This window comes from Paenibacillus sp. BT-177 (genome assembly GCF_025846815.2).
Classification (GTDB): domain Bacteria; phylum Bacillota; class Bacilli; order Paenibacillales; family Paenibacillaceae; genus Paenibacillus; species Paenibacillus polymyxa_C.
The window spans coordinates 114456-137006 of the sequence record NZ_JAOYTP010000003.1; the positions used below are offsets into that span (position 1 = coordinate 114456).

General features: G+C 41.1%; 19 protein-coding genes. All 19 read right to left on the reverse strand.

Annotated elements, in window-relative coordinates; translation table 11 throughout:
- Nucleotides 1-2: 2 nt before the first annotated feature.
- The 19 genes from OIU26_RS10940 to OIU26_RS11030 all read right to left on the reverse strand — a co-directional run bounded on the left by OIU26_RS10940 (nucleotide 3) and on the right by OIU26_RS11030 (nucleotide 22527).
- Nucleotides 3-1115: a glycosyltransferase gene (locus OIU26_RS10940; RefSeq protein ID WP_264216846.1), complete on the reverse strand. Its 1113-nt coding sequence runs from the start codon at nucleotides 1113-1115 to the stop codon at nucleotides 3-5.
- Nucleotides 1116-1141: 26 nt separating this feature from the next.
- Nucleotides 1142-3031, reverse strand: coding sequence for a TPR domain-containing glycosyltransferase (locus OIU26_RS10945; RefSeq protein WP_264216847.1), 1890 nt, complete (start codon nucleotides 3029-3031; stop codon nucleotides 1142-1144).
- Between the two features lie 1061 nt (nucleotides 3032-4092).
- Nucleotides 4093-5646 carry a lipopolysaccharide biosynthesis protein RfbH gene (gene rfbH, locus OIU26_RS10950; protein WP_264216848.1) on the reverse strand — a complete coding sequence of 518 codons (1554 nt, stop codon included), beginning with the start codon at nucleotides 5644-5646 and terminating at the stop codon, nucleotides 4093-4095.
- Nucleotides 5647-6138: 492 nt separating this feature from the next.
- A complete protein-coding gene (locus OIU26_RS10955) occupies nucleotides 6139-6954 on the reverse strand; it encodes a flagellin (protein WP_025365990.1) in 816 nt (271 codons plus the stop codon).
- A 151-nt stretch (nucleotides 6955-7105) separates the two neighbouring features.
- Nucleotides 7106-7345: a carbon storage regulator CsrA gene (csrA, locus tag OIU26_RS10960; RefSeq protein ID WP_044786130.1), complete on the reverse strand. Its 240-nt coding sequence runs from the start codon at nucleotides 7343-7345 to the stop codon at nucleotides 7106-7108.
- A 2-nt stretch (nucleotides 7346-7347) separates the two neighbouring features.
- Nucleotides 7348-7800, reverse strand: a complete 453-nt coding sequence (fliW, locus tag OIU26_RS10965) for a flagellar assembly protein FliW (RefSeq protein ID WP_264216849.1) — start codon at nucleotides 7798-7800, stop codon at nucleotides 7348-7350.
- A 90-nt stretch (nucleotides 7801-7890) separates the two neighbouring features.
- Nucleotides 7891-8460: a DUF6470 family protein gene (locus tag OIU26_RS10970; RefSeq protein ID WP_264216850.1), complete on the reverse strand. Its 570-nt coding sequence runs from the start codon at nucleotides 8458-8460 to the stop codon at nucleotides 7891-7893.
- A 17-nt stretch (nucleotides 8461-8477) separates the two neighbouring features.
- Entirely contained in the window at nucleotides 8478-9398 is a 921-nt protein-coding gene (gene flgL, locus OIU26_RS10975; RefSeq protein ID WP_264216851.1) for a flagellar hook-associated protein FlgL, read from the reverse strand.
- 63 nt (nucleotides 9399-9461) lie between these two features.
- Entirely contained in the window at nucleotides 9462-11030 is a 1569-nt protein-coding gene (flgK, locus tag OIU26_RS10980; RefSeq protein WP_064961689.1) for a flagellar hook-associated protein FlgK, read from the reverse strand.
- An 18-nt stretch (nucleotides 11031-11048) separates the two neighbouring features.
- Nucleotides 11049-11549 (reverse strand): flagellar protein FlgN, encoded by a 501-nt coding sequence (locus OIU26_RS10985; protein ID WP_013373391.1) that lies wholly within the window; start codon nucleotides 11547-11549, stop codon nucleotides 11049-11051.
- A 9-nt stretch (nucleotides 11550-11558) separates the two neighbouring features.
- Nucleotides 11559-11834, reverse strand: coding sequence for a flagellar biosynthesis anti-sigma factor FlgM (gene flgM / locus OIU26_RS10990; RefSeq protein WP_013373392.1), 276 nt, complete (start codon nucleotides 11832-11834; stop codon nucleotides 11559-11561).
- 195 nt (nucleotides 11835-12029) lie between these two features.
- A complete protein-coding gene (locus tag OIU26_RS10995; RefSeq protein WP_040102724.1) occupies nucleotides 12030-12440 on the reverse strand; it encodes a TIGR03826 family flagellar region protein in 411 nt (136 codons plus the stop codon).
- 735 nt (nucleotides 12441-13175) lie between these two features.
- Nucleotides 13176-13646, reverse strand: a complete 471-nt coding sequence (locus OIU26_RS11000) for a LysM peptidoglycan-binding domain-containing protein (RefSeq protein WP_264216852.1) — start codon at nucleotides 13644-13646, stop codon at nucleotides 13176-13178.
- A gap of 383 nt (nucleotides 13647-14029) precedes the next feature.
- Nucleotides 14030-14911: a ComF family protein gene (locus OIU26_RS11005; protein ID WP_264216853.1), complete on the reverse strand. Its 882-nt coding sequence runs from the start codon at nucleotides 14909-14911 to the stop codon at nucleotides 14030-14032.
- A gap of 32 nt (nucleotides 14912-14943) precedes the next feature.
- Entirely contained in the window at nucleotides 14944-17064 is a 2121-nt protein-coding gene (locus OIU26_RS11010) for a helicase-related protein (protein WP_264216854.1), read from the reverse strand.
- 202 nt (nucleotides 17065-17266) lie between these two features.
- Entirely contained in the window at nucleotides 17267-17707 is a 441-nt protein-coding gene (locus tag OIU26_RS11015; RefSeq protein ID WP_013373400.1) for a hypothetical protein, read from the reverse strand.
- A gap of 167 nt (nucleotides 17708-17874) precedes the next feature.
- The gene (locus tag OIU26_RS11020) at nucleotides 17875-18597 is read right to left on the reverse strand and encodes a response regulator (RefSeq protein ID WP_013373401.1); all 723 of its coding nucleotides are present in this window, start codon (nucleotides 18595-18597) and stop codon (nucleotides 17875-17877) included.
- Nucleotides 18598-18601: 4 nt separating this feature from the next.
- A complete protein-coding gene (locus OIU26_RS11025; RefSeq protein WP_013373402.1) occupies nucleotides 18602-19762 on the reverse strand; it encodes a sensor histidine kinase in 1161 nt (386 codons plus the stop codon).
- A 47-nt stretch (nucleotides 19763-19809) separates the two neighbouring features.
- Complete coding sequence (locus OIU26_RS11030; RefSeq protein WP_264216855.1) at nucleotides 19810-22527, reverse strand: stalk domain-containing protein; 2718 nt, start codon at nucleotides 22525-22527, stop codon at nucleotides 19810-19812.
- Between the last annotated feature and the right edge of the window lie 24 nt (nucleotides 22528-22551).

Genomic DNA, 22551 nt, shown 5'->3' on the forward strand with positions numbered 1-22551 from the left:
CATTAATTTAAATGTAATAAAAGGTCAAGCTTATCGCATATATTAGTCCAGTTAAAATTAGTTTCTGCGAAATTTTGAATTTCACAACACGTCTGCTCCAATCTTATACTGTCATTACAAACCTCAATTAGTAATTCAGACAATCTGTAATAATCATCTATGGGAAAAAGAGTTCCAAATGCGCTTTCATTAGTGATATCAAAAGCCGGGTCAAGTTCGGTTGAGACGATAAAGCACCCGTTTTTAGCAGCTTCCGTGAAAACTAAGGGAAATCCTTCGTATCTCGAAGTCAAACAAAAAATTTTAGCTTGTCTATATTCATTTTCAATAACCTTTCTATTTTCTATAGAGCCGACTAATTCAACCCTGTCTCTCAGCTCAGGATTTTCAGTGAAAAACTCATGTACATATTCGATAAATTGTTCCTCGACATTCCCTACAAGTTTAAGCTTCCAGTCAGGAATTTCTGAAGCTGCTAATTTAAATGCCTCTAACATAGCTTCATTGGCTTTTTGGTGAGTTCCAATTCTTCCAACCGTTAAAATAACATTCTCCTTTTCACTAAAATCCACGCTTGGACTTGAGTGAAAATTGTAAAACCCATTTGGTATATACTCAATTTTCAAAGGCCATTTCTTATTTAGGTAATGGTAAAGTCTTCTGCTTTCAACACTAATTACATCACACTTTTTAAGCGTCTCAAACAGATTTTCTGTTAAATCAATACTATTCATCCAATATATATTTGCGTCCAGCTTTAAATAAATTTTCCCCTTTGGATTTACACTTTTATATTTCTCCATCCAACTCAATGTAAACGGGTAAATCCCCATTAAGAATAATATATCAATCTCTTTCGCCTTTTTTGTGAGATAATTATTACCATCCGTTAAGATGTCTCCGTTATTTTCAACAGAATCAATTTTTAGACCCTTCACTTCCGTATCAATATAAGGAAAATCTTCAATGCCGTAACACGCTATTACAGAATCATAATTATGATATTTATGAAGAATAAACGGTATCATTCCAAGATCTTTAGTTAGATGGACATTTAAGCATTCTGGCCACAGGGCAACCAAACGAGGTTTATTTTCTAATGTGAAATTTTCCATAATTACTCCTTATTTTGAGCATTATATTATCTATTAAAATTCTGTTTTGACCATGCACATAATGGGAATTTACGATTTATTTGACTTAGAACAGAATTCATCGCAACCTCATCATCTACTTTTTCATATAACTCATAACTTTTCTCATACGCCACATAATCTCCACTAACTTCAAGTAATTTAGTATAAAAAAGCTGTGCATCTTGTAAATAATTAAGATCAAGACAAACTTCACCTAACATCCTAATAACACTTACATCTTTTGGATATTGTTCAAACAGTTTAACTAATAGATCGATGGCTATCTCGTTAAAACCATAGCTCACAAGGTACCCACAGACTTTAATCTTCACACTAACACTACCTTGCCACAAATAATTCAAAACTTTTTCAAATGTCTCGAATTCTTGTAATCGAATTAAATGCAACAGTGCTTTTTCTAATATATTCTCTAAATGTTGTGTTAACTTAACATCTCCAGAAGAATCACCCATAATGATTTTATATAGATTTTTTTGGTCCTTGAGACTTAGATTAAGGAGGTTTTTGGTCCTTCCAAATAGAGTTTCATCTTTGAGAATCATGGATAACACTAAAAGATCCTCTCTGTTTTGCTCTTCAATATCTTCCATCTCCAACCACAGAGCTTGTGCTCCATCATAATCCCTAGCATATTGCCGTGCAACAGCCATTACATTATCTTGGACAGTCACGTTATACTCTGTCAGATACCTTTGCAATAGAGGATGTCTCAACTGATACATCACTTCTAACATTTTTTCCAACTGTCCACTATTTGATATCGGATACAACTGGTTTGTACTTACGAATACTTCTTCTAATGGAACATTTGCTTTCTCTAAAATTTTAAAATATTTCCCCATAATCGGCGCAAAATCATTTTTCAGCTTAAAAGCTTCTAAAATATGTTCATACCCCTTCACCAAATCATTTCGCAGTTCATACCATTCTGCTAATCTAAAGTGTGCTATATAACTTCCGTGACCTTCCGTAACGGTAATGCCTTGATCACCGATATCAAGGCACTTTGTCATCGTAGCTATAGCATCTCTATAGTATTCTATTTCCATATAGTAAAGTGCTTGTAGATGAAGCAAGTCTACCTCTTTAGGATGAACTACTACAGCTTCTTGCAAAATTTGTAGAGCCTCATTGTACCTTTTCATTTCCCCTAAGCTTCGACATAAAGTTATAATCAGATCTGAAGCGATCGTTAAGTTTTTACTCATTGGGTAAGCTCTCTTCAGAAAGGTTATTGCTTTTTCATATTTTCCAACCCACATGTAGGTTCTTCCCATATTAAATAGGTTATACACCGTCGGATTTTCTTCAACTTCTTTCAACATAAGAGGGAGATTTCTTTTGGCTTTTTCCCTTCCCTCCATCATTTCATCCGTATAGCCAGTGTGCATAATAACAAGTCCAGCTTGTCCGCTTTTAAAATTAAGTCCTTCGTCCATAATATTCAAATGTTCGTGAAGACGGTTCTGATAATACAAATCATCATTATTTAAAAAAATTCGGATAGCCAAGTGATTTAAAGCGCGATCAAAAGACATAATGTTGTGTATTTTTGTAAAATAATAGTCTGCACCTGATGCGATCTCTTTTTGTAGATCAGCAGATTCTTCTAGGTATTCATCTGCGTCTAGCACTAAAATATAGTCGGTAGTGGCATATTTAATGGATTCATTTCTGGCAGCTGCAAAATCATTGATCCATTCCATATGATATACATCATTAGTATATTCCTTAGCAATATTAACAGTTTCATCTGTTGAACCTGTATCTACAATTACAATCTGGTCTACTTTATTCTTTACGCTATCAAGACATCTTCTAAGATGTTCTTTTTCATTTTTTACAATCATACATAACGCAATTGTTTTCATCATGTATTCCTCTCATTTCGCATTTACGAATCAATTAGTATATATATCGGTTAATTGATAATTATAAGTTAGATTCGACTTATAAATATTAAGTCACCAATAATTTCTTTTGGCACTATATTAATCTTGGCATACGGATTAATATAGTATTCTTATTTGTAGTGACGAGGCAAATATATCTAAGCTTAGGTAATTGATTCCTTCCGCCTTATTCTGCTATCGCGCCTTACGATAGATCAGTAAATAGAATAAGAAGGAGTAGAAAAAGCCGATTAGCATTGAACTCAATCATGATAATACGTATGATGCCATCGAACTGTCTACTAATAGAGACAGTGTTGTGATAGAAGGATCGTATATAAATGAAGGATTTTAGAAAGGAAGCTTGAAGCAGTGGTGGTGTAGATACTAAAGGGGAGAAGAAAATAATAAAAGTATAAATTCAAGTTTGAAGTGGAAACATGCTCAATAAAATTGAACTACCTGAGTAACAACTTAAGTACCCGACCAGTTATAACTAGGTCGGGTACTTGATCTTGAAGTAGGCACAGGTTTATTTTTGTTAAAGCGTAACATCGCTTAATTGAGCAGTTTTATGTTCATCGAAAATTCTCGTATAGTATATTAGTCACCACCTAAACCTTTGAATATGTGGAAAGGAAGCTAAAAGAGCATGATTTTATTATTCATAATTTGAGAGCACTATTCCCCAACACAGGAGTAATTATCCAACTCTATTGTGGTAAAATGAAGTCATATCTTTTCACGCCTTAGTCGATGGCCGCTTGCTTTGCTTTGATTTTATTGCAATACCATGCAAATAAGTCTATTGGAGGACAAATACCTGGTACATGCTCTATATATAAACTTATTAACCCAAAAAATCCCCAACCTTATATGGTTCTTAGATAACTTTGGAATCAATTCGTTAAGTTTCGCATAAATACTATCATTCTAATCTAAAAAACTATGGGGACAATGCCAAGAACGATTTGCTTGCTAGAGTCTCCCCTTATCCAACATTCGATTTCATTTCAATTGTTACATTCTTATACGGATTAATTTTATTTTCTTTCTAATACAAAGGATCTGATTTTACTCACTACATACTCAATTTTCTCCTCGGTTAATCCCGGATATACGCCAACCAAAAAAGTATCACGCATAATTTTATCGGTATTTTTAAGGTCGCCGCTAATTCGATAATTAACATTGCTAAATGCAGGTTGGCGAGTTAGATTCCCAGCAAATAGCATCCGCGTTTGAATGCGACTTTCTTCCAAATAAGTAATAATCTCATTTTTCGTAAATTTTACGCCGTCCTGTACAGTCAGAATAAAACCGAACCAGCTAGGATCAGATTTTTCAGTTGCTCTTGGAAGAATAAAATATTCTTCCAAATCTTTCAAACCATCATATAGCCTCTTAAAGTTATCTTTACGTGCTTGTGTGAAAGTAGGAACTTTCTTAAGTTGTTCCACTCCAATAGCCGCTTGCATCTCAGTAACACGTAGATTATAACCAATATGAGAGTAAGTGTATTTATGATCATACCCATATGGTAACGAACCTAATTCCCAACCAAAACGCTTATTACAAGTATTATCGCAACCTGACGGACACCAACAATCTCTCCCCCAGTCTCTAAATGATTCGATAATTGACTTTAGCAGAGCATTATTAGTATAGACTGCGCCACCTTCACCCATAGTCATGTGATGGGGAGGGTAAAAGCTTGATGTACCGATATCTCCATGCGTACCTGTGAGTTTGTCATTAAATGTAGAACCAAGAGCGTCACAGTTATCTTCAATCACCCACAAATTATATTTCATAGCGATTTCCATAACTCTTTCTAAATTAAAGGGATTTCCCATTGTGTGTGCAATCATAATGGCTTTTGTTTTCGATGTGATAGCTTCTTCAATTCGATCAACAATGATGTTATATGTACCTAATTCAACATCAATAAAAACAGGGACTGCACCGTTCTGAACGATTGGAGTAACTGTCGTCGGGAACCCTGCAGCTACCGTGATTACTTCATCCCCCGGTTTAATCTGACGATCTTTCAGTTTTGGAGACGTTAATGTAGAAAACGCTAAGAGGTTAGCTGAAGATCCTGAGTTAGTAAGGAGCGCGTATCTTACACCTAGAAACTCTGCATATTCTTTTTCGAATTGTTTGTTATAACGACCGGCGGTAAGCCAAAAGTCCAAAGAAGAATCCACCAAACTTCGCATTTCTTTTTCGTCATACACACGCCCACCATATGATACCATAGAAGATTTTGAATTAAATTCTTTATTTTTATCATGATGGAATAATTCGTAATACCCTTCTACCTTAAAAAGAATATCCAAGCGTAAAACCTTCTCAAGCAAAACAGGTGATATAGTAGTTACAAACTGTACCTTATCCATCTCAATAGTACTTCTCAAACGTATATCAAGATAATAGAACTCAGCTTCGATTGGGATTTCAAGATGGTATTTATCCGAATGATTTTCTGGAAAAACGTTTGAGAGGGTATACACGCCAACCTCAGTATCTTTAACCTCATATATTAACGCCTTCAGACCGGTACACTTACTCTCAATTATGCTTCCGATATTCAAAATTTTACACTCCTTATTATTCACTCGACTTTTTTTAAACATTAAGCAGATTCTTTTTTACAAAAAAGCCTTAGAAAGAATAGATATATTTTATTCCAACATCGTACCGGATCAAGCTCAAATTCGCAACTACTATCTCATGTGCTCCTACTTCCATAATTCTCCCAGTCCACTCTTTCTAAAAGGAGCACCCTTGCTCAAAATCTTGTTTAACGTACTCTGTTTATTTTACCTACACCACCTTTTGCAGTAAAAGTTTCGGGTTAATCCTCAGACTGATCCTAGCATACACTAGTTTCATGAAGTTCAAATTCTTCAAGGTAAAGATCTTCCTGAATTCCTCTGATTCTACCTCGCTGTGGGTATACCCGCTTTATTTGCTAATCGAATGATACTACCCTTGTCATTTGAAACTTAAATTTTTAGACGATTTGCATTAAAGCATAAAAAAAACTGCTGAGAATAATCTCAGCAGTTCCATTAAGAAAACGATTAACGAAGCAATTGAAGAACGGCTTGCGGTTGTTGATTTGCTTGCGCCAACATAGCTTGGGAAGCTTGAGCAAGAATGTTGTTTTTCGTTTGGTTCATCATTTCTTTAGCCATGTCTACGTCACGAACACGGGATTCAGCAGCAGACAAGTTCTCGGAAGTAGTTCCCAAGTTGTTGATTGTGTGCTCCAAACGGTTTTGGTTCGCACCTAATTTAGCACGCTCAGAAGATACTGTTTTAATAGCAGCATCCAGAGTTGAAATAGCTGCGTTAGCACCTGTTTGAGTAGAGATGGAAACAGCCGAAATACCCAATGATGCAGCACTCATATTTCCAATAGACAATTTAATATTTTGGTCAATGTTAGCACCAATGTGGAAAACTGCACCGCTGACACCAGCGCCGTCCAGCAGTTTTTTAGTATTGAACTCAGTATCTGTGGAGATACGTGTTACTTCTGTCGTCAATTCTGCAACTTCTTTTTGAAGCTCTTGACGGTCAGCATCAGTATTTGTATCATTCGCAGACTGTACAGCCAATTCACGAACACGTTGCAGGATGCTGTGTGTTTCGTTCAGTGCGCCTTCAGCTGTTTGGATCAAAGAAATACCATCTTGAGCATTTTTGGAAGCCATATCCAAACCACGGATTTGACCACGCATTTTTTCGGAAATTGCCAAACCAGCAGCGTCGTCACCAGCACGGTTGATACGAAGACCAGAAGACAGCTTTTCGATCGCTTTGTTTGTGTTAGTAGTGTTTGCATTCAACTGACGGTGCGTGTTCATTGCAGCAATATTGTGGTTGATAATCATTTTAAATTTCCTCCCTGAAGGTAAATGTCCCACATCCATGTGGTTTATTGTTGTTACAGCTATCCGTTGAAGTCGGCCGCCCCTCCGCAATAGCTTGTACTATATATATCGACATTCTCGTCGAACTTTTAATAGCATTTTAGGATTTTTTTTATTTTTCGTTATTTTTATTTATCATCTTGCGTAAAGCATCTAAATTTGACTGCGTATGGGCAGCAGATTCACGATTAGACTCCTGAATGGATAAATAGATTTCTTTGCGAAAGATGTCCATCTGTTTGGGTGCTGAAATTCCTATACGGACAGTCTCTCCCTCTACTCCGAGCACCGTGACCTCAATATGATCCTGAATAATAATAGATTCGCCTTTCTTACGCGAAAGTACCAGCATACTTATTCACCTTCCTTTGAACGGACGGTTTTGTCTTCCTTAACGGGTTGCAGTGAATGCTTGGTCTGATACGGAGACTGGTGCAAAACAACCTGCTTGGCTTGCCTATTATCGGGATTGAACACTAGAGGTGCCAACAAATTAATCGTTGAGTTTTCCACCTGCTCCTGTAATGTTAATATGCTGCGAACGACTAAATTAGATTCGATCTTCAGTTCTTCTGCTTCGCTATCAGGGAGCTCAAACTCATATTCAGGATAAAAAATAAAAGGATCCACTACAACAAAAGAGAGTTCTTTCTGCTGAAGGGACTGGAGATAGTAAAAGGGTGCCTCATCTTGATCGAGCAACACAAATTCAGTCGTCTCCTCAAATCCCGGAATTCCTTTTTCAAAACGATATATTTCTTTGTCATTAACTTCAATGTCACCCCAAATAGATGTGGATATAATCACTAATATTCCTCCAATATTTAATCAGATCTATACGTTTTATTAAAAAAAGGCTATAGACGGCTTGAATAACCTCTATAACCTTAACTTATTTTACATCATGACATCAATTTCAGGCGGAATATAGGCCACAGATGGATACTGCTGCATATAAATCTCCAGTTTCCCCCGAGTATACTCAATCTCTGGACGATTAACGGTCACATGCATTTCCGATACAGCAGGTGTATATGTAATATCAGGTGCATGCGTTTCAACATGAATATCGACATTATCCATAGATGCCGGACCCCTAAATTCAGGAAGCACATGTGTTTCTGTATCCTCTCCATAAACATTGGCTACAGTATTACCCGGAATGTGAATCGCCGCCATTTGGTTGCCTTGCTCCACTTTATGCGCAAGAGCTTGTAAAAAAATCTGCGGCAACCCTGAATAAATTCGATTATTCATCTCAAGGTAATTGCCACCATTATAGGCAGAGAAGGCCGCACTTTGATCTATGGTCAGCTGTGGCTGGTACTGGTGAATTTCCAGTTGAGCTCGTCGTGTCTTTAATTCCATATCAGCCGAAGGCTGTCGAATCGAATACTGCCCTGGGTCTGCGTCAATATGCAGGATAGCCGGAGTTTGCCGGATCTGAAGTGTAGGAATGATGGCCATCTCTCCCCCTCCTTAGACTATCTTAAGAAATCAACTAATGATGCAGATATTATTTTCGCTCCCGCTGACAAAGAAGCATTGTAAATATTCTCTTGGATCTTAGAATTCATTAAAAGCTCAGCGTAATCCGCATCTTCCGTTTTAGATTGCAAGTCCGTTAAGTTTACTTCCAAATCACTCAAGCGGTTCTGCATTAACTCCACACGGTTGGATTTAGCCCCCATTTCCGACCGTACTTTCAGCATTTTATCCACACGCGAATCAATATTAGCTAGTTGAGCCCCGCTTGTTTTAATATCACCACTTGCCAAAGCTGAAGATAGCTGATTAAAAATAGTAAATAAATTATCGGCATCCGCGCTTGTCCCTACGACTTCGTTACCAGTAACATTAATTGGCAATGCTACATTCTCGCCCACTATAAAGTTAACATTCCCAGTATCCGTAACTATTGATGCTGCTCCAGACGTATCATGCGTATTATCAGCGTTCAAAGGGAGGTCATAAGGCTTCTTGTCATAAGTCTGACCATTGAATATATATTTTCCGTTTAATTGACTGTTCAGAACATCAATCATTTGTTCCTTAAGCTGACCAACTTCTTTATTAATGCTGTCCAACGCAGATTGTGGATTAGTCCCCGTAGAGGCCTGTACTGTAAGTTCACGTACTCTTTGCATAATTTGGCCAGCCTGATCCATGACCGTATCATTAAAGTCAAGCCAAGACACTGCACTATCCACATTCCGTTGGTATTGTTCATTTGAAGACAGTTCAGATCGGTACCTTAAGGAATACGTAATGCCCACAGGATCATCAGAGGGTTTGTTCAACTTACGTCCAGTCGACATCTGGTTCTGCGTATTATTCATACGTTCAGAGTTTCGATTTAAATTAAGCAAAAGCTGTGAGCTTAGCATATTGTTAGTAACTCGCATCGTTATATCCCTCCGTAATTAAATATCCTATGTATATAAACATCAGATATTTAATCCCCCTTCTTATCTTCCCACTACACCTGTGGAGTTAATTAATTTATCTAATAATTGATCGAATGTGGTCATAAACCGAGCAGCGGCACTGTAGGCATGCTGAAACTTAATCATATTGGACATTTCTTCATCCAGTGAAACACCGCTCACAGATTGGCGCATAGTTTCTACTTGAGATACGAGAGCTGTCGAGTTTTGTGTCTGTCTCGTAGCCTCTTGAGCCTCTATCCCCAACTGACCAACCATAGAACTGAAGAAGCTATCAATAGTAGCTGTATTCCCCGTAGAAACTGAAGTGAAATTGCTTAATTTCAAATTGGACATCAAGGATGCCAATGTATTATTACCCTTAACCAATTCCTCAGTAGGAGCAGTGCCTGTTACCCGAAGGGATGCTGCAATAGCGTTAGGATTATCTACTATAGCAGTGTTTAACGTGATATTGCCTGCTGTTATTGTCCCACCATTATTTGAAGTTACAAAAAAAGGTTTACCTGCAACCATATTACCGTTAGCATCTTTATCTTCTTGGGTATAACCCAGTTGATGCAAACCATTAAGACCTTTAACTGTAACTGTTAAATCCGATTGAAGTGTTCGGCTGGTCCCTGTGTAAGTCACTCCATTCAGTACAGTACCTTCTGGCAAAACTGAGCCTTTAGGTAGCGTTACAGTAATATTACCTGTCGCCAATGTGTTGGCGAGGTTATCCATTTGGGCTGTGTAATCAGCTACAAATCGATCCCTTGAGAAAATCATTCCATGCACTTCGCCACCTTGTAAATCATTAGAGGCAAAAGCTGCTTGTAAAAAAGCGCCGTTAATTCCAGTAGTCGGTTCAAATCCAGTTACTAATGCTTGACCACCCATATTAACATTGTAGCCTTGATCGGTATCAGTCACCGTTACATTAACGATTTTTGAGATTTTATCGACAATCAAATCACGTTGGTCACGTAGATCGTTAGCATTATCGCCCAAACCTTCAATTTTAGTAATCGATTGGTTCAAATCAGCTATGGAGTTTACATAACTTTGTAGCTCACTAGACTTAGCCTCCACATTAGAGGTTAAATCCGCAGATAAATTACTCAACTGTTTACTCATATGATTCATTGCATCAGTCAAGGCAAGTGCATTTTCTTTAACAATAGTTCGTGCAGTCACACTTTCTGGGTCTTTACTTAAGTCAGACCAAGATTTATAAAAGTTATCTAGAACCTTCCGAATCCCTGTATCAGACGGCTCATTCATAATCTGTTGTAGCTTATCAAGCGTATTACTACGGATTGTCCAACTACCCAGTTCAGTATTTTCTCCGCGATACTGGCTATCCAAGAACTTTTCACGAATACGTTCAATAGCGTCAAATTCAACTCCTGTTCCCAATTGGCCAGGTACATTAGAACGGTTAATACCGTAAGCCTCCATGGGGATGGAAGCCTTCATTTTGACCGTCTGCCGTGTGTAGCCTTCCGTGTTAGCGTTAGCTATGTTGTGTCCTGTTGTATTTAAAGCTGCTGTTTGTGTAAAAAGACTTCTTTTAGCTGTTTCTATGGAATGAAATGTGGATGGCACTCTATTTTCCTCCTCGGCTCAAGCCTTAGTGTCGAACAATCCAGGTCGTGCGTGTTGATTACTCTTCTGATCAGGATGCATATAAGTCATTTCCTGATTAGGACGTCCTACAAGTAGATCCAAAGAGTAATCAATAAACACCAACGATTGCTCGATGAGTTTTTGATTGATTTCATTAATTTCCTTTAATTCTGAAAGAGTGTGGGATAAGCGGCTCTGGACACTGAGGAGTTTGTTCTTATCTTCTGGATCAAAAACAAGGCGCGCCAGCTCGGTTATAGTCAAATTAAGCTGAGACTTAATACCACGTTCACGAAGAAGCTCATACGAAACCTCCATACGAGCTTCTTCCAACTGTTCTACTTGTTTAAGGAGTCTGGATTCCTGGTTCAAATGCTGTACCAGACTATCCATATCATTTTCCATGACAATCTTTTTTTTACTTTTCGCCAGTTCTAATAAAATAAGATGCTTTTGATCTAGCTGTTCCAGCACACCAATCAAACGCTCTAAAGGCATATCCTTCACCTAGCTTTCGGAAGACTGCTTAAAGAAAGGTAACAGCTTCTCTGCAATTTTATCAGCATCCACACGATAGGTTCCAGAAGCTACTTGCTGCTTAAGCTCCTGAATTTTCTTTACGCGGTCTGCATCACTGCTGCGGTTCAGCATTTCCATTGCTTCTGGGGAAATGGAAACCTCGTCCTTGCGGCGGGATTTCTTTTGCTCCTCCTGGCGTCCTGTTTCAATATTTCGCTGATATGGATTAATAGCTCCGATGCGGTTGGTCTCGTTAATTTTCATAACTTCCACCTTCCTTAGTTATTTGATATGGTCAGAATGTATCAGACGACATAGCGTCGAACATGGTTCGTATTATGCCTTACTTCTTTATTTTGTGCATGGTTGCTAAAATAAAAAAACCGATAAGCTCTATAAAGATTATCGGCGGTATTTGAAACTTTTTGAATAGCTGAATGCGTATTTAATTCCCCTGTACTAGTTTCCGCGAAGTTTATCCATCGCGCTGTAGGTACCTGAGCCCATATTATTACTTTGATCCTGATTACTACTTTCGCGTATGGCCTGATTCAGGTCTTTAGTCAGACGTGTTCGACAAGAATCGCACATATGCCCATCACGAATCGGTATCCCGCATACCTCGCAAGGATACGTCATATTGGGCGCATTAGCAATGGAAATACGTCCCTCACGTATAAATGTCGTGATTTGTTTAACAGAGACACCTGTAGCTTCCGAAAGCTCATGCATATGAATACCTTTATTTTCACGTATATGTTTGACACAGTGCTCGTATTCAACCTCAATTTCTTTAATACAGTTCTGGCAAATCCCTCTGACATTCTTAACAAACAACTTTCCACAGCGAGGACAGTTATCCAAATTCATCCTCTGTAGCGCCCCTTTCCAAGTTCCGGTCTTTAATTACTATTATCCTTACATTAACTTATAGTGAAGAGCCTCGTCTAGCAAATATTCCAAATTTTTTTTTAGTTTTAACACAATTCTACATTTCGTTCGTTATCATAGTAAAAGTTATAAGAGAGGAAGATTAAACGGGTAAAATCTTTCCCATCTCTATGCACATTAATATGCAACAACATAAAGTGTAGAGGCAAATAAGTCCTTCTAATCCAGCCTATTACATGTGAGTATTTATCGTCAAACATCACTCCGTACTTTAGATAAAAAGTAAAATAAGCGCCATTCCTGTTATTCTCGGGAATAGCGCTTCATTATCATTAAATAGCTATATATGAATATGGTTAAAATGTAGAAATAAAATGAGGGAAAAACCGGGCGAAACAATCCTCAGAAGAATTCATGTTCACCTGTGCCCCGATGCATCAAGAAAATGCTATAAATCCGGGGGATCGGCGTCCATACGAATGCTCCGCACATGGAGTGTGGGTATTCATAAATCTCATACACCTAACATCATTTCAACTTATAACCTATCTGAAATTAAGCAAGATGTACCATTGGAAATTTGCAACCCAAAAAAACAAGCGACTTTACAAATAATTATTCAAAAAAGCATTGTTTTAATAGAGGCCTTCCCGTATACTATAGTCAAACGCTTGGTTTAATAAATACATTTTATAAAACAGTTTATAATGTTAATTATTTATTTGTATTTGTTTGTGGTACCTGCAGTTCTTGACCAACTTTTACCAATTTGTTGATTTTAACCAGTTCTTCAACAGTTACACCGTATTTTTCAGCAATAGAGGCCAGTGTGTCGCCTTCTTGAACATTAACAGTGATTGTTTTTACAGTTGTTGCTGGTGTTTCAGTTGTAGTTGTTGCTGGTTTTGTAGTTGTTGTTTGGTTGTTGTTCTCTGTTGTCGATTGAGCAGGTGTTGTATTTGCTTTGTTCTCAGTAGTTTCAGTTTTAAAGAACTTAGCTTCAAATGCTTTTTGTGCCGCTTCTTGTTGTTCTCTCATGATTTGGTCTTCCAATTGTTGTTTTTCGTAATCTGAACCGGATTTTGCCAATACTTGACCTGTAGCAAGTGGACTCATCAAAGATACTGCACCTAAACTAACTGCCAACATACCAGAAACTGCTACTTTTTTCATTACGTTTTTCATGATTTTGTTCTCTCCTCTTTTTAACTTTAAATTTTAATTAACTGCTTTACTACTGAGCGAGACACTCCCAATGTCCGCTCTTTTGTCGTTAGCTGATCACTTATTACCAATCATGTTAGCTATCAACAGATAGAAATTGTACTCCTCTTTCCCAAAAAAATCAACCTCTAAATTGAAATATTCTGATTTCATCCCTCACTTCCTAACTTTTTGTTCGTCTCTATATTTTTATTATATACCTCTCTCTAGCTTGTTGTCAAATTCTGCTGATTGTACGGATTAAAAGGCTTATGCTCTATCATTTAATCCTTCTTTCAAAAGAATTATAACCTTTTTTTCATAGTTTCAAGCACAAAGTTATGGAATATAATAGGAATTCAGACTCATGATCTCGCTAAGGTCAGGCAAAAGATAGCCAAATGTACTCCTTGTTCTAATGCCTTTTCTCTCAAAACACGTGCACACGCCTGCAATGTACTCCCCGTTGTATAAATATCATCTACAAGCAAAATTGTAACGGAATGCATATGCTCCATAGCACGTTGAGATCCAGCTTTTAAAATAAAAGAATCCATCAAACTCACCATATTGGGGATAACGGAAAATGCATTATACATTGTATTCATGCGTTCATTTTTTGATTTAAAGCTTTGTTTGCCTGTATCTTGCGGGCGAACAAGCAATGGTAGAAAGGGGAGCTTATTTCGCTTTGCAATCTCTTCTGCCAAAATTTCAGCCTGATTAAAGCCTCGCTCCGTCAGCCTCTTTTCACTTACCGGGACACAGGTCACTATATCTACATCCCACAAAGATCGCTTGAAACGAGTACAATTATGACCCGCAAACTCATGTCTCATCGCCTGATAGGCTCGGTTCAAGATCTCGCCCAGCAGGGGACCAAACTTTTCATTGCCACGATATTTGAACTGCCCAATCCATTCTCTCACCATCGGCGTATAGCTGATCGCACTCCGATTGCATATATAGTAACGCGCTAATCGGTCAGGCCTGACGCAATCAGGACAAAACGTCGGACGTCCACAATGTACACAACGAATGTTGTAAATCCAAGGAATTTGAATCGAACAATGAGTACAAAGCCCAGTAAATTCGGAAAAATGACCTGCGAGCTTGCCACAAGCAACACATGTTTGCGACTGACGATGGAATAACCAATTCAAAAACAGACGGGTTCTTGAAATCATCCCCATACCAAAATGCACCTTTCCTGGTAGTTTACGTACCAACATTGTTTCAGGTTTCACATTTCCAAAAAAACTTTTTTTATTTAATGCATTTAGTGCTTCATCACTTTCAGATATCCTTTTTTCCGAGCCAGTGCATTCATGCGTTTAATCTGCTTAATCGCTCTCTTTTGAGCGCTAGTCCATTGAGGGGATATAAAAATAACACTACCAGATGGATCATCCTTAGATCTTCCCGCGCGACCAGCCATTTGTACAAGGGATGCTTCATCAAAAAGACTGCTGTCCGCGTCTAGTATATACACATCACTTCGTGGAACAGTCACACCCCGCTCCAAAATAGTGGTTGTGACCAGCACACGTATTTCAGTAGCTCGAAACAAACGCACCTTAGCGGTTCGTTCTTCATCCTGCGATGAAGTGCCGGCAATAGGTATATCAGGCAATTGTCTAATCAGTAGTTCCACAAGACCTTGAATATGTGAGATTCGTGTCACAAATAGAAAGACCTGCGCCTCTCGTTGAATGGATATGTATAGGTGCTGAATAAATGAAGCAGGAAGCTGGTCTTTTTGCAGCCAATGATGCACTGGAGCAGTCCCCAAACGAATGGGGACAGGTAGGGGATGACGATGAAAACGAACGGGAACCTTGGCATGTGGCAGTTGACCACGTGCAGCCTCTTTCTGCAAAGGACGCGGCGGCGTCGCAGACAAAAAAATAAATTTCCCTTCCTGCTTGCATACTGCTTGGGCAGCAAAGGCAAGCATTGGATCATTGTGATAAGGAAATGCATCAATCTCGTCGATTACAACCAAATCAAAGGCCTGGCGATAACGCAACAGCTGATGTGTTGTTGCTAGTGTCAGTTGTCCCCTTTGCCACCGTTCTGCACTCCCTCCATAAAGTGTCACCATACTAACATGAGGAAAGGCAACTGCCAATCGAGGTGCCAACTCCAATACCACATCTCGGCGTGGTGTTGCTACAAGCGCTGTCCCTCCGCGCTCCAACACATGCTGTAAAAGCGGAAACATCATTTCCGTCTTGCCTGCGCCAGTCACGGCCCAGAGCAGAAAACGTTCGGCCGCAGAATCAGGTAATTGCCGGCCAGCAATCCCCCAAGCACACTCGCCAGATTTGGGCGAGGACTGCTTGTAGCCGGCAAGAGTGCTGCCATGCGCAGCGGCAGCACCTAATTCCTGGCGCACACGCATGCTGCGCCGGAATAATTCGCGTGCTCGTTGCCATTGGCCTTCCGAGCGGGAGCATTTTCGCACCCTGCGGGGTGGTGCAGCCAAAAAGCGCAGCGCTACTTCGGCGGCAGCACGTTGTGCAGGACTCAGCCCCCAGCGGTCGAGATTCGCCTCCGGCGCTACCTCTGCCGTGCGCGGCATGGCAGGTTTCGCTGTACCGCGCAGCAGTAACGAGCACTCACGGCTGCGCCCAAGCGTGAGACATGTCTCGCAGTAGGCGCACGCTTTACAGCCGCACGACGCGCAGCTTGTGCGGTGCACCTTTCCACTGCCACAACGGTTGCAGCGGAGTTCATGTCTACGCGCGGCAGACCAGCGCACGCGTGGTGCTGGAGCGAGACCAGCAGCAAAGCTGAGTCGGCCTTGCAGATATGCAAGTTGCGCAGCTGAACGCCAAGTAGGCTCCAAATCCGGGGCTGCCTCTGCTAGCAGTGCTTCAGCTTCAGGTACGAGCAACTGGCGTCCTGCCAACAAATGAGTCAGCTCGTTCGCTTGTCCTGTTAAACCTTCCATATCCAATCCATCTACTCCCGTAGCGAGCTTCCTGTTTTGAATAGAACGTACAGTTCCTATTGTTTCCCGTCCCTCATTCCCATGTTTAGTGCGAGAAACCCACCCTTGTTGACGGTCCCAAATGCATATATTTTCTACTCCTCCAGATAAGATTCGTTCTCCATTAGAAGACTCAAGAACCAGTTCATTCTTTAGCTGTGCAAGAGTATAAGCCCACCATTGCCGATCCCCCCACTGCTCCATATCTGATAATTCCCTAAATTTTCCACACAAGCTCACTCCCCAAGACAAGGGGAGCTCTTCTCCTAATAACACCCATCTTTCGACAGCATTCTCCTGTTCCTTAACTTGGCGCAACCACCATGTCATATCTACTCGAATATCCACAGATAATCGGAGATTCCATTTCCCTTTATACCTGACTGCATATACTGCAATTTTCATGTTCGATCTCTCCTTTCATTCATTCATTTTTCCTATTGCTTATCACCCCAGAGAACAGCAAAAAAGCACACTTCCATGGCTATTAGCCTGAAGTGTGCTTCACATCAAACAGATTTCAACGAAATCCCTATTCTCTTGCATATGCAACTGTCTATAAATATTTATATCTGATTTTAACCACGATGTCCACAGATCCTTGTCACTAAGGAACAAGTGGGGCGCCCGCCAACGGGTTTGCTGTTCTAAGATCAATAACAACCTGTTTTTCACCGCCTGACTTCGGCAAAACCGGGTTCCCCGGTGAAAAACGACATGAGATGACTGAAACATCCATATGACTATAGCGCACCAGCCGGGTCAGAATCGGTAGCGTATCGTCTATAGATTCATCATCCAGTACCGTTACATGTAGCGGCCTCCGGTGTAGCCAGGCAAGGATACTCAATGAACGCATCACCCATTCCACACGATCTCCATCATTGGATGTAATCACAATGTAGCGAGTCGCACGATGATCCAGCGATGTTGTGTGTGCATCTTCGCCATTGTGATAAGCCTGAACCGCCTGTCGTATATACATGAGATGCACGACTGCAGCTCCCACACCGTATATAAGCAATATCCAAACCAAGTGAGCCGTCACGAGGGTTCCACCTCCTCCTATAGCGACAATATATGCCGTATAACAGGAAGAGGTGTCACGGTTATGTACTGGACTTCCATACGAGCGGATATCTCGCTCTAAAAGAAAGGCGGTACAGCATTCATATCTAGGCAGCTGCATCGTCTAATGTATGAAAAGACTACACTTTACAGCGTAACCCATCCATATTTGATGGAGTTAATAACTGCTTGTGTACGGTCATCAACTTCCATTTTTTGCAAAATGCTACTAACATGGTTTTTGACCGTTTTCTCACTAATGAATAAATATTCACCAATCATCTTATTGCTCTTGCCTTCAGCCATCAGACGCAACACTTCTGCTTCACGGCGGGTCAGCGGATTATTTTCACCTGCGACAAATTTCACGCCTGCTTCCTTAGTATGACCTTCCGCCATAGCCCCTGTTTCATTCAGGTAAGTCATCCGACGGAGCTGCTGAATAAGCTTACCCGTTACCTTCGGATGAATAAATGCATATCCTTCATGTACTGAACGAATAGCATTAATGAGGGATTCGGCCTCCATATCTTTTAACAGATAGCCATTGGCCCCCTTGCGCAACGTCTCGAATACATAGCTTTCATCATCATGAATGGATAAAATGATCACTTTGACGTCCGGAAACATCTCACGTAGTTTTTCAGTTGCCTCTACACCATTTTCAATTGGCATATTAATGTCCATCAGAACAATATCCGGTTTCTCTACGTTGCAGAATTCCAACACTTGAATGCCATCGCCACATTCTCCGATGACCTCAATGTCGTCCTCCATATTCAAAATACGTTTAAGTCCTTCACGGAACAACTGATGGTCGTCCGCTAAGAGAACTTTAATGGGTGCATTACTCATTTCCTGATTTTCCATGTTGTTACTCCTTTCCCTTTTCCACGTTGGTTGGGATATGAATCACTATCTTGGTGCCTTGATTCTCAGCTGATTCGATCTCCATTCTCCCCTCGAGCAGTTCAACCCTTTCCCGCATACCAATCAGACCAAAATGCCCATGGTCTTTGCTTTTTTGCTGAAAAAGCTCTGGCTTAAAGCCCAGACCATTATCCTGCACAACAATTTTTACAAGCTGTGCCTGGTAGGTAATCTCAACAAGCACATAGGTAGGGTAAGCATGCTTGGCAGCGTTAGTCAAAGCTTCCTGGATCAGACGGTAAATGGCTGCTTCCATCGCGGAAGAGAGACGGTGTTCCTTGCCCCTTGTTTCAAAAAGCGCTCTAATCTTTGTTTTTTCTTCAAAATCCTGCACATATTTCCGGAGCGTCGGAATAAGCCCCAAGTCATCCAGAGCCATGGGACGCAAGTTGAAAATGACCTTTCGCATTTCCTCAAGACTGGAGCGAACTTGTTTCTTCAAGTCTACTATTTCGTCCTGAACCATCTTAAATTCCTGCTTGGCGATCATTCTTTCCACAATTTCCGTCCTAAGCACTAGATGCGCAAGGAGTTGCGCAGGTCCATCGTGAATTTCACGGGATATGCGCTTACGCTCCTCTTCCTGAGCCAAAATAATTTTCAGACCAATAAACTGCCGATTTTTGGCCGATTCAATGATCCGCGTCACTTGTCCCAATTCACCCGATAAATATTCCAGCACGACCCCCATCTGCGAACCAATAGTTTCGGCCCGCTCGACAGAAGCCTCGACACTTTTGGCCCGCTTTTGAAGATCATCTCTTCTGGCTTTGAGATACATTTCCTTCTCGCGAAAAATCATCACATCGAGTTGAAGCTGTGTTGCCTTCTCATAAGCCTGCTTGATATCCTCTTCCGAGTAGCGGACGAAATCACGACTGACCTCAGTCAACCGAATTCGGGACCGCCGATAGTTCATTTCCAGCTGGTCCACTTTTTCGATCGTTTCTGCCGTTTCCTTCAATACGCTCTGGAGCTCTTGATTTAACGTGACCAGCTCGGTCCGGGCCGTGTCCAATATTTCGAACATCTGATATTTGCTGTTCTCCATCACCTGGATGGCATTTTTAATGACTCGGTCTATGATATCGGCTTGAAAGTCCACAAATGTTCTACTCCAATCCTAGCATTTCAAGTATATATCATACCATATCATGACTGGAGGGTGATGGTCTTCGTTTCTTGTTCCCATTTTACAGTCATTCCTAACTGTTCAGACACAAGTCTTAACGGGACTAAAGTCCTTCCTCCTAGTACAATAGGTGCAACTTCAGAGCTCTTACGCTTTCCGTTTAGAATCAGTTCTTTTTTTCCTACAGTCAAATCCATCAGCACACCACCGCGCATAATGGTGATCCGTTGATCGCCCGCATTCCATTTGGCTTGCCCGCCAAATGCGTCCAGCACATACTTGATTGGAACATACGTCGACCCATTGCGAGTCATCGGAGCTGCATCAATCGTTGTTGGCGTTCCATTTACCGTCATCGATTTTTGACCGATCGTCATCTGAGCTGTTCCCTTTTTAAGTCCTTCTGTGCCGACTGTTCCTGGTGTATTAAAAGAGATATTATCAAAAGCGACCTTACCTGTCTTAGCACGCTCATCCTGACCTTCGGCTACATTGACCACATAGAGACGTTTCAGCTTCGCCGGATACGAAATATTCAAACCGCTTATATCTGCGTTAATCGTTTTCCAGCCGTTCCAGTCGATCACTTTGGCAAGATCAATATATGCAGTTTTGCCTTGGGCATCTTCCAGCTCTGCACGCAGCCAGTTCAGACTCTTATCTCCTTTGACATCAATCGAGATGGATGTAGCTGCCTGCTCCAGCGTCTTGCCGGATGTGCCGTTTAATTGAGCGTAAGCATACATTTTACCACTGCCGTTCGTCATGTCGTAGCTTAGCTCCAGCACTTTGGAATTGGCATGGTCTCCATCCCCTTGTACAACAGCCGCTGTACCGGTAACACCTTCCGCATTTGAAGTAAAATCAACCGGATACGAAACATTTTCGAAGTTTTCCCAGTTATTTGTACTTGCCCCGCCAGCAGACAGGAAGACAACTGCACTGAAACCATTGTAGCGACCAATGGCGTAGCCTGTTTTCACGCCAGCATCCACTGTATTTACCGTAAGCTGATTGTCCTTAACGCTTCCCTTAAAGCCGATGAACTCCCATTTGAGCGCATCTGATGTAATGCTGACACTCTGTCCATCTTTCGTCTTGGCCGTTATCGGTACTGCGATTTTAGCTCCTGCAGTAAGCGAGCCTGTCCCACTTCCTGCAGTAAGTGATGAAATTTCATCTGCTCCAAGCACGGTGACCTTGGTTGTCGCACTGGCTGAGCCACTGGATGCTGTTAAGGTAACAGTTCCCGGCTGGGCCCCCTTCACAACACCGCCGCTCACGGACACAACAGCCGGGTTGCTGGACTTCCACGTCACTTGCACTTTCGATGTATCAAACGGATTGTAGTAGTTGTCGTAGCCTTTGAAGGAGTAGCTTCCGGTCTGACCAATCAGCAGCGTTTTATTGCCCTTGATGGTAAAGCCTTTGAGCGTCCCTTTAGGAGCAGTGGTATATACTCCCACTCCATTTACGATGCTACGTTGCTCTGTACCATATTCTGTATTGAATGTAAGCCCCGCTGTCGTATCTCCCAAATCACGAGTTACCATAGTGGTAGAGCCGCCACCATCGAGGTTCATCCCCTTCCAGACACCGATATCTTTCATCAGTGTTTGCAGCTCGCTCAGGGATACACCAACGCTGTTCCCATTCTTCTCAACGGCAATGACATATGCGTATCGTTTGTCACGGGAATATCCTAAAGCCGTACGTGCACGTGTCCCGCCTATACTTGTTGTACTTCGGGAGAACGAAGTCTTCTGTCCGTCATTTACTAATATGGTATGTCCACCGATCATCATTTGAAGGTTGGAAGGATCCACTTCACTCCCTGTCGATTTGACACGAAGGTGATAGTTCGTTTCTACGGTCTGTCCCACAGTCAGATGCGCTTTGGCATATTCAGCTGCTTTACCGTGTGTACGTAAAATATAGCCATCCTGCGGAACAGTCATATTCAATGTAGCATTTTCGGAGACTTGCGTAACCACGCCATTTTGTACCAATATTTCTGTAGGCGTGGTCGAACTGTTTTTAGGTCGCTCAATTGCTTTCCAGGCAGATGTATAAATATACATAGCATTGGAGTGACTATAGCTGCTCCCACTCGTCTCAGGCGAGTACGAGGCCTTGTTCATCCCCGCCAAAGAGAAGGAAGACCCATCCCCAGCTTTTACTGTACCTTCGAAAGTAAATTGCTCAACCATCGGCGAGCCATCCTTCGTTACAGCAAAGGCATACATCCCCGTTAAATCAGAGGGAGTAGACATCAGCACGCCCTTGGATACCTGTCCACCAATCGGCGCTCCCTCACTAGAGGTATTAAAATAATCCCCGTTCACACCAGCAACCGCACCAGTCTCTTTTGCCATACCGCCTGTACTCTGACGGGTTGTAAACTGTCCGTTCTTCCCAGTCATGACATCAAGCTTTACGTACGGATTTTGCAAATCTACTCGAATGATATCAGCCAGCGCTGTTCCTTTAGACCCTTTAAAGCGATATTTCAATAATGTTGCGCCCGAAGTAATAATCTCTTCACCCAATTTTACCGTTGAACCGGAGGCAGCACTCGCGATTGGAGCAGATATCCAATTGTTTAACGGGATTAGAACCCCAGTTCCAGCAACCGGACCGACCCATAATACTCCTGCCAGCGTTAAAACAGCCCATCTTTTAGCGATTCCTTTGCCATCTACCTTCACTTTGCTCTGTTTTCTATTACTTAAAAACATTTGGATAATAGCTCCCATCTTCTT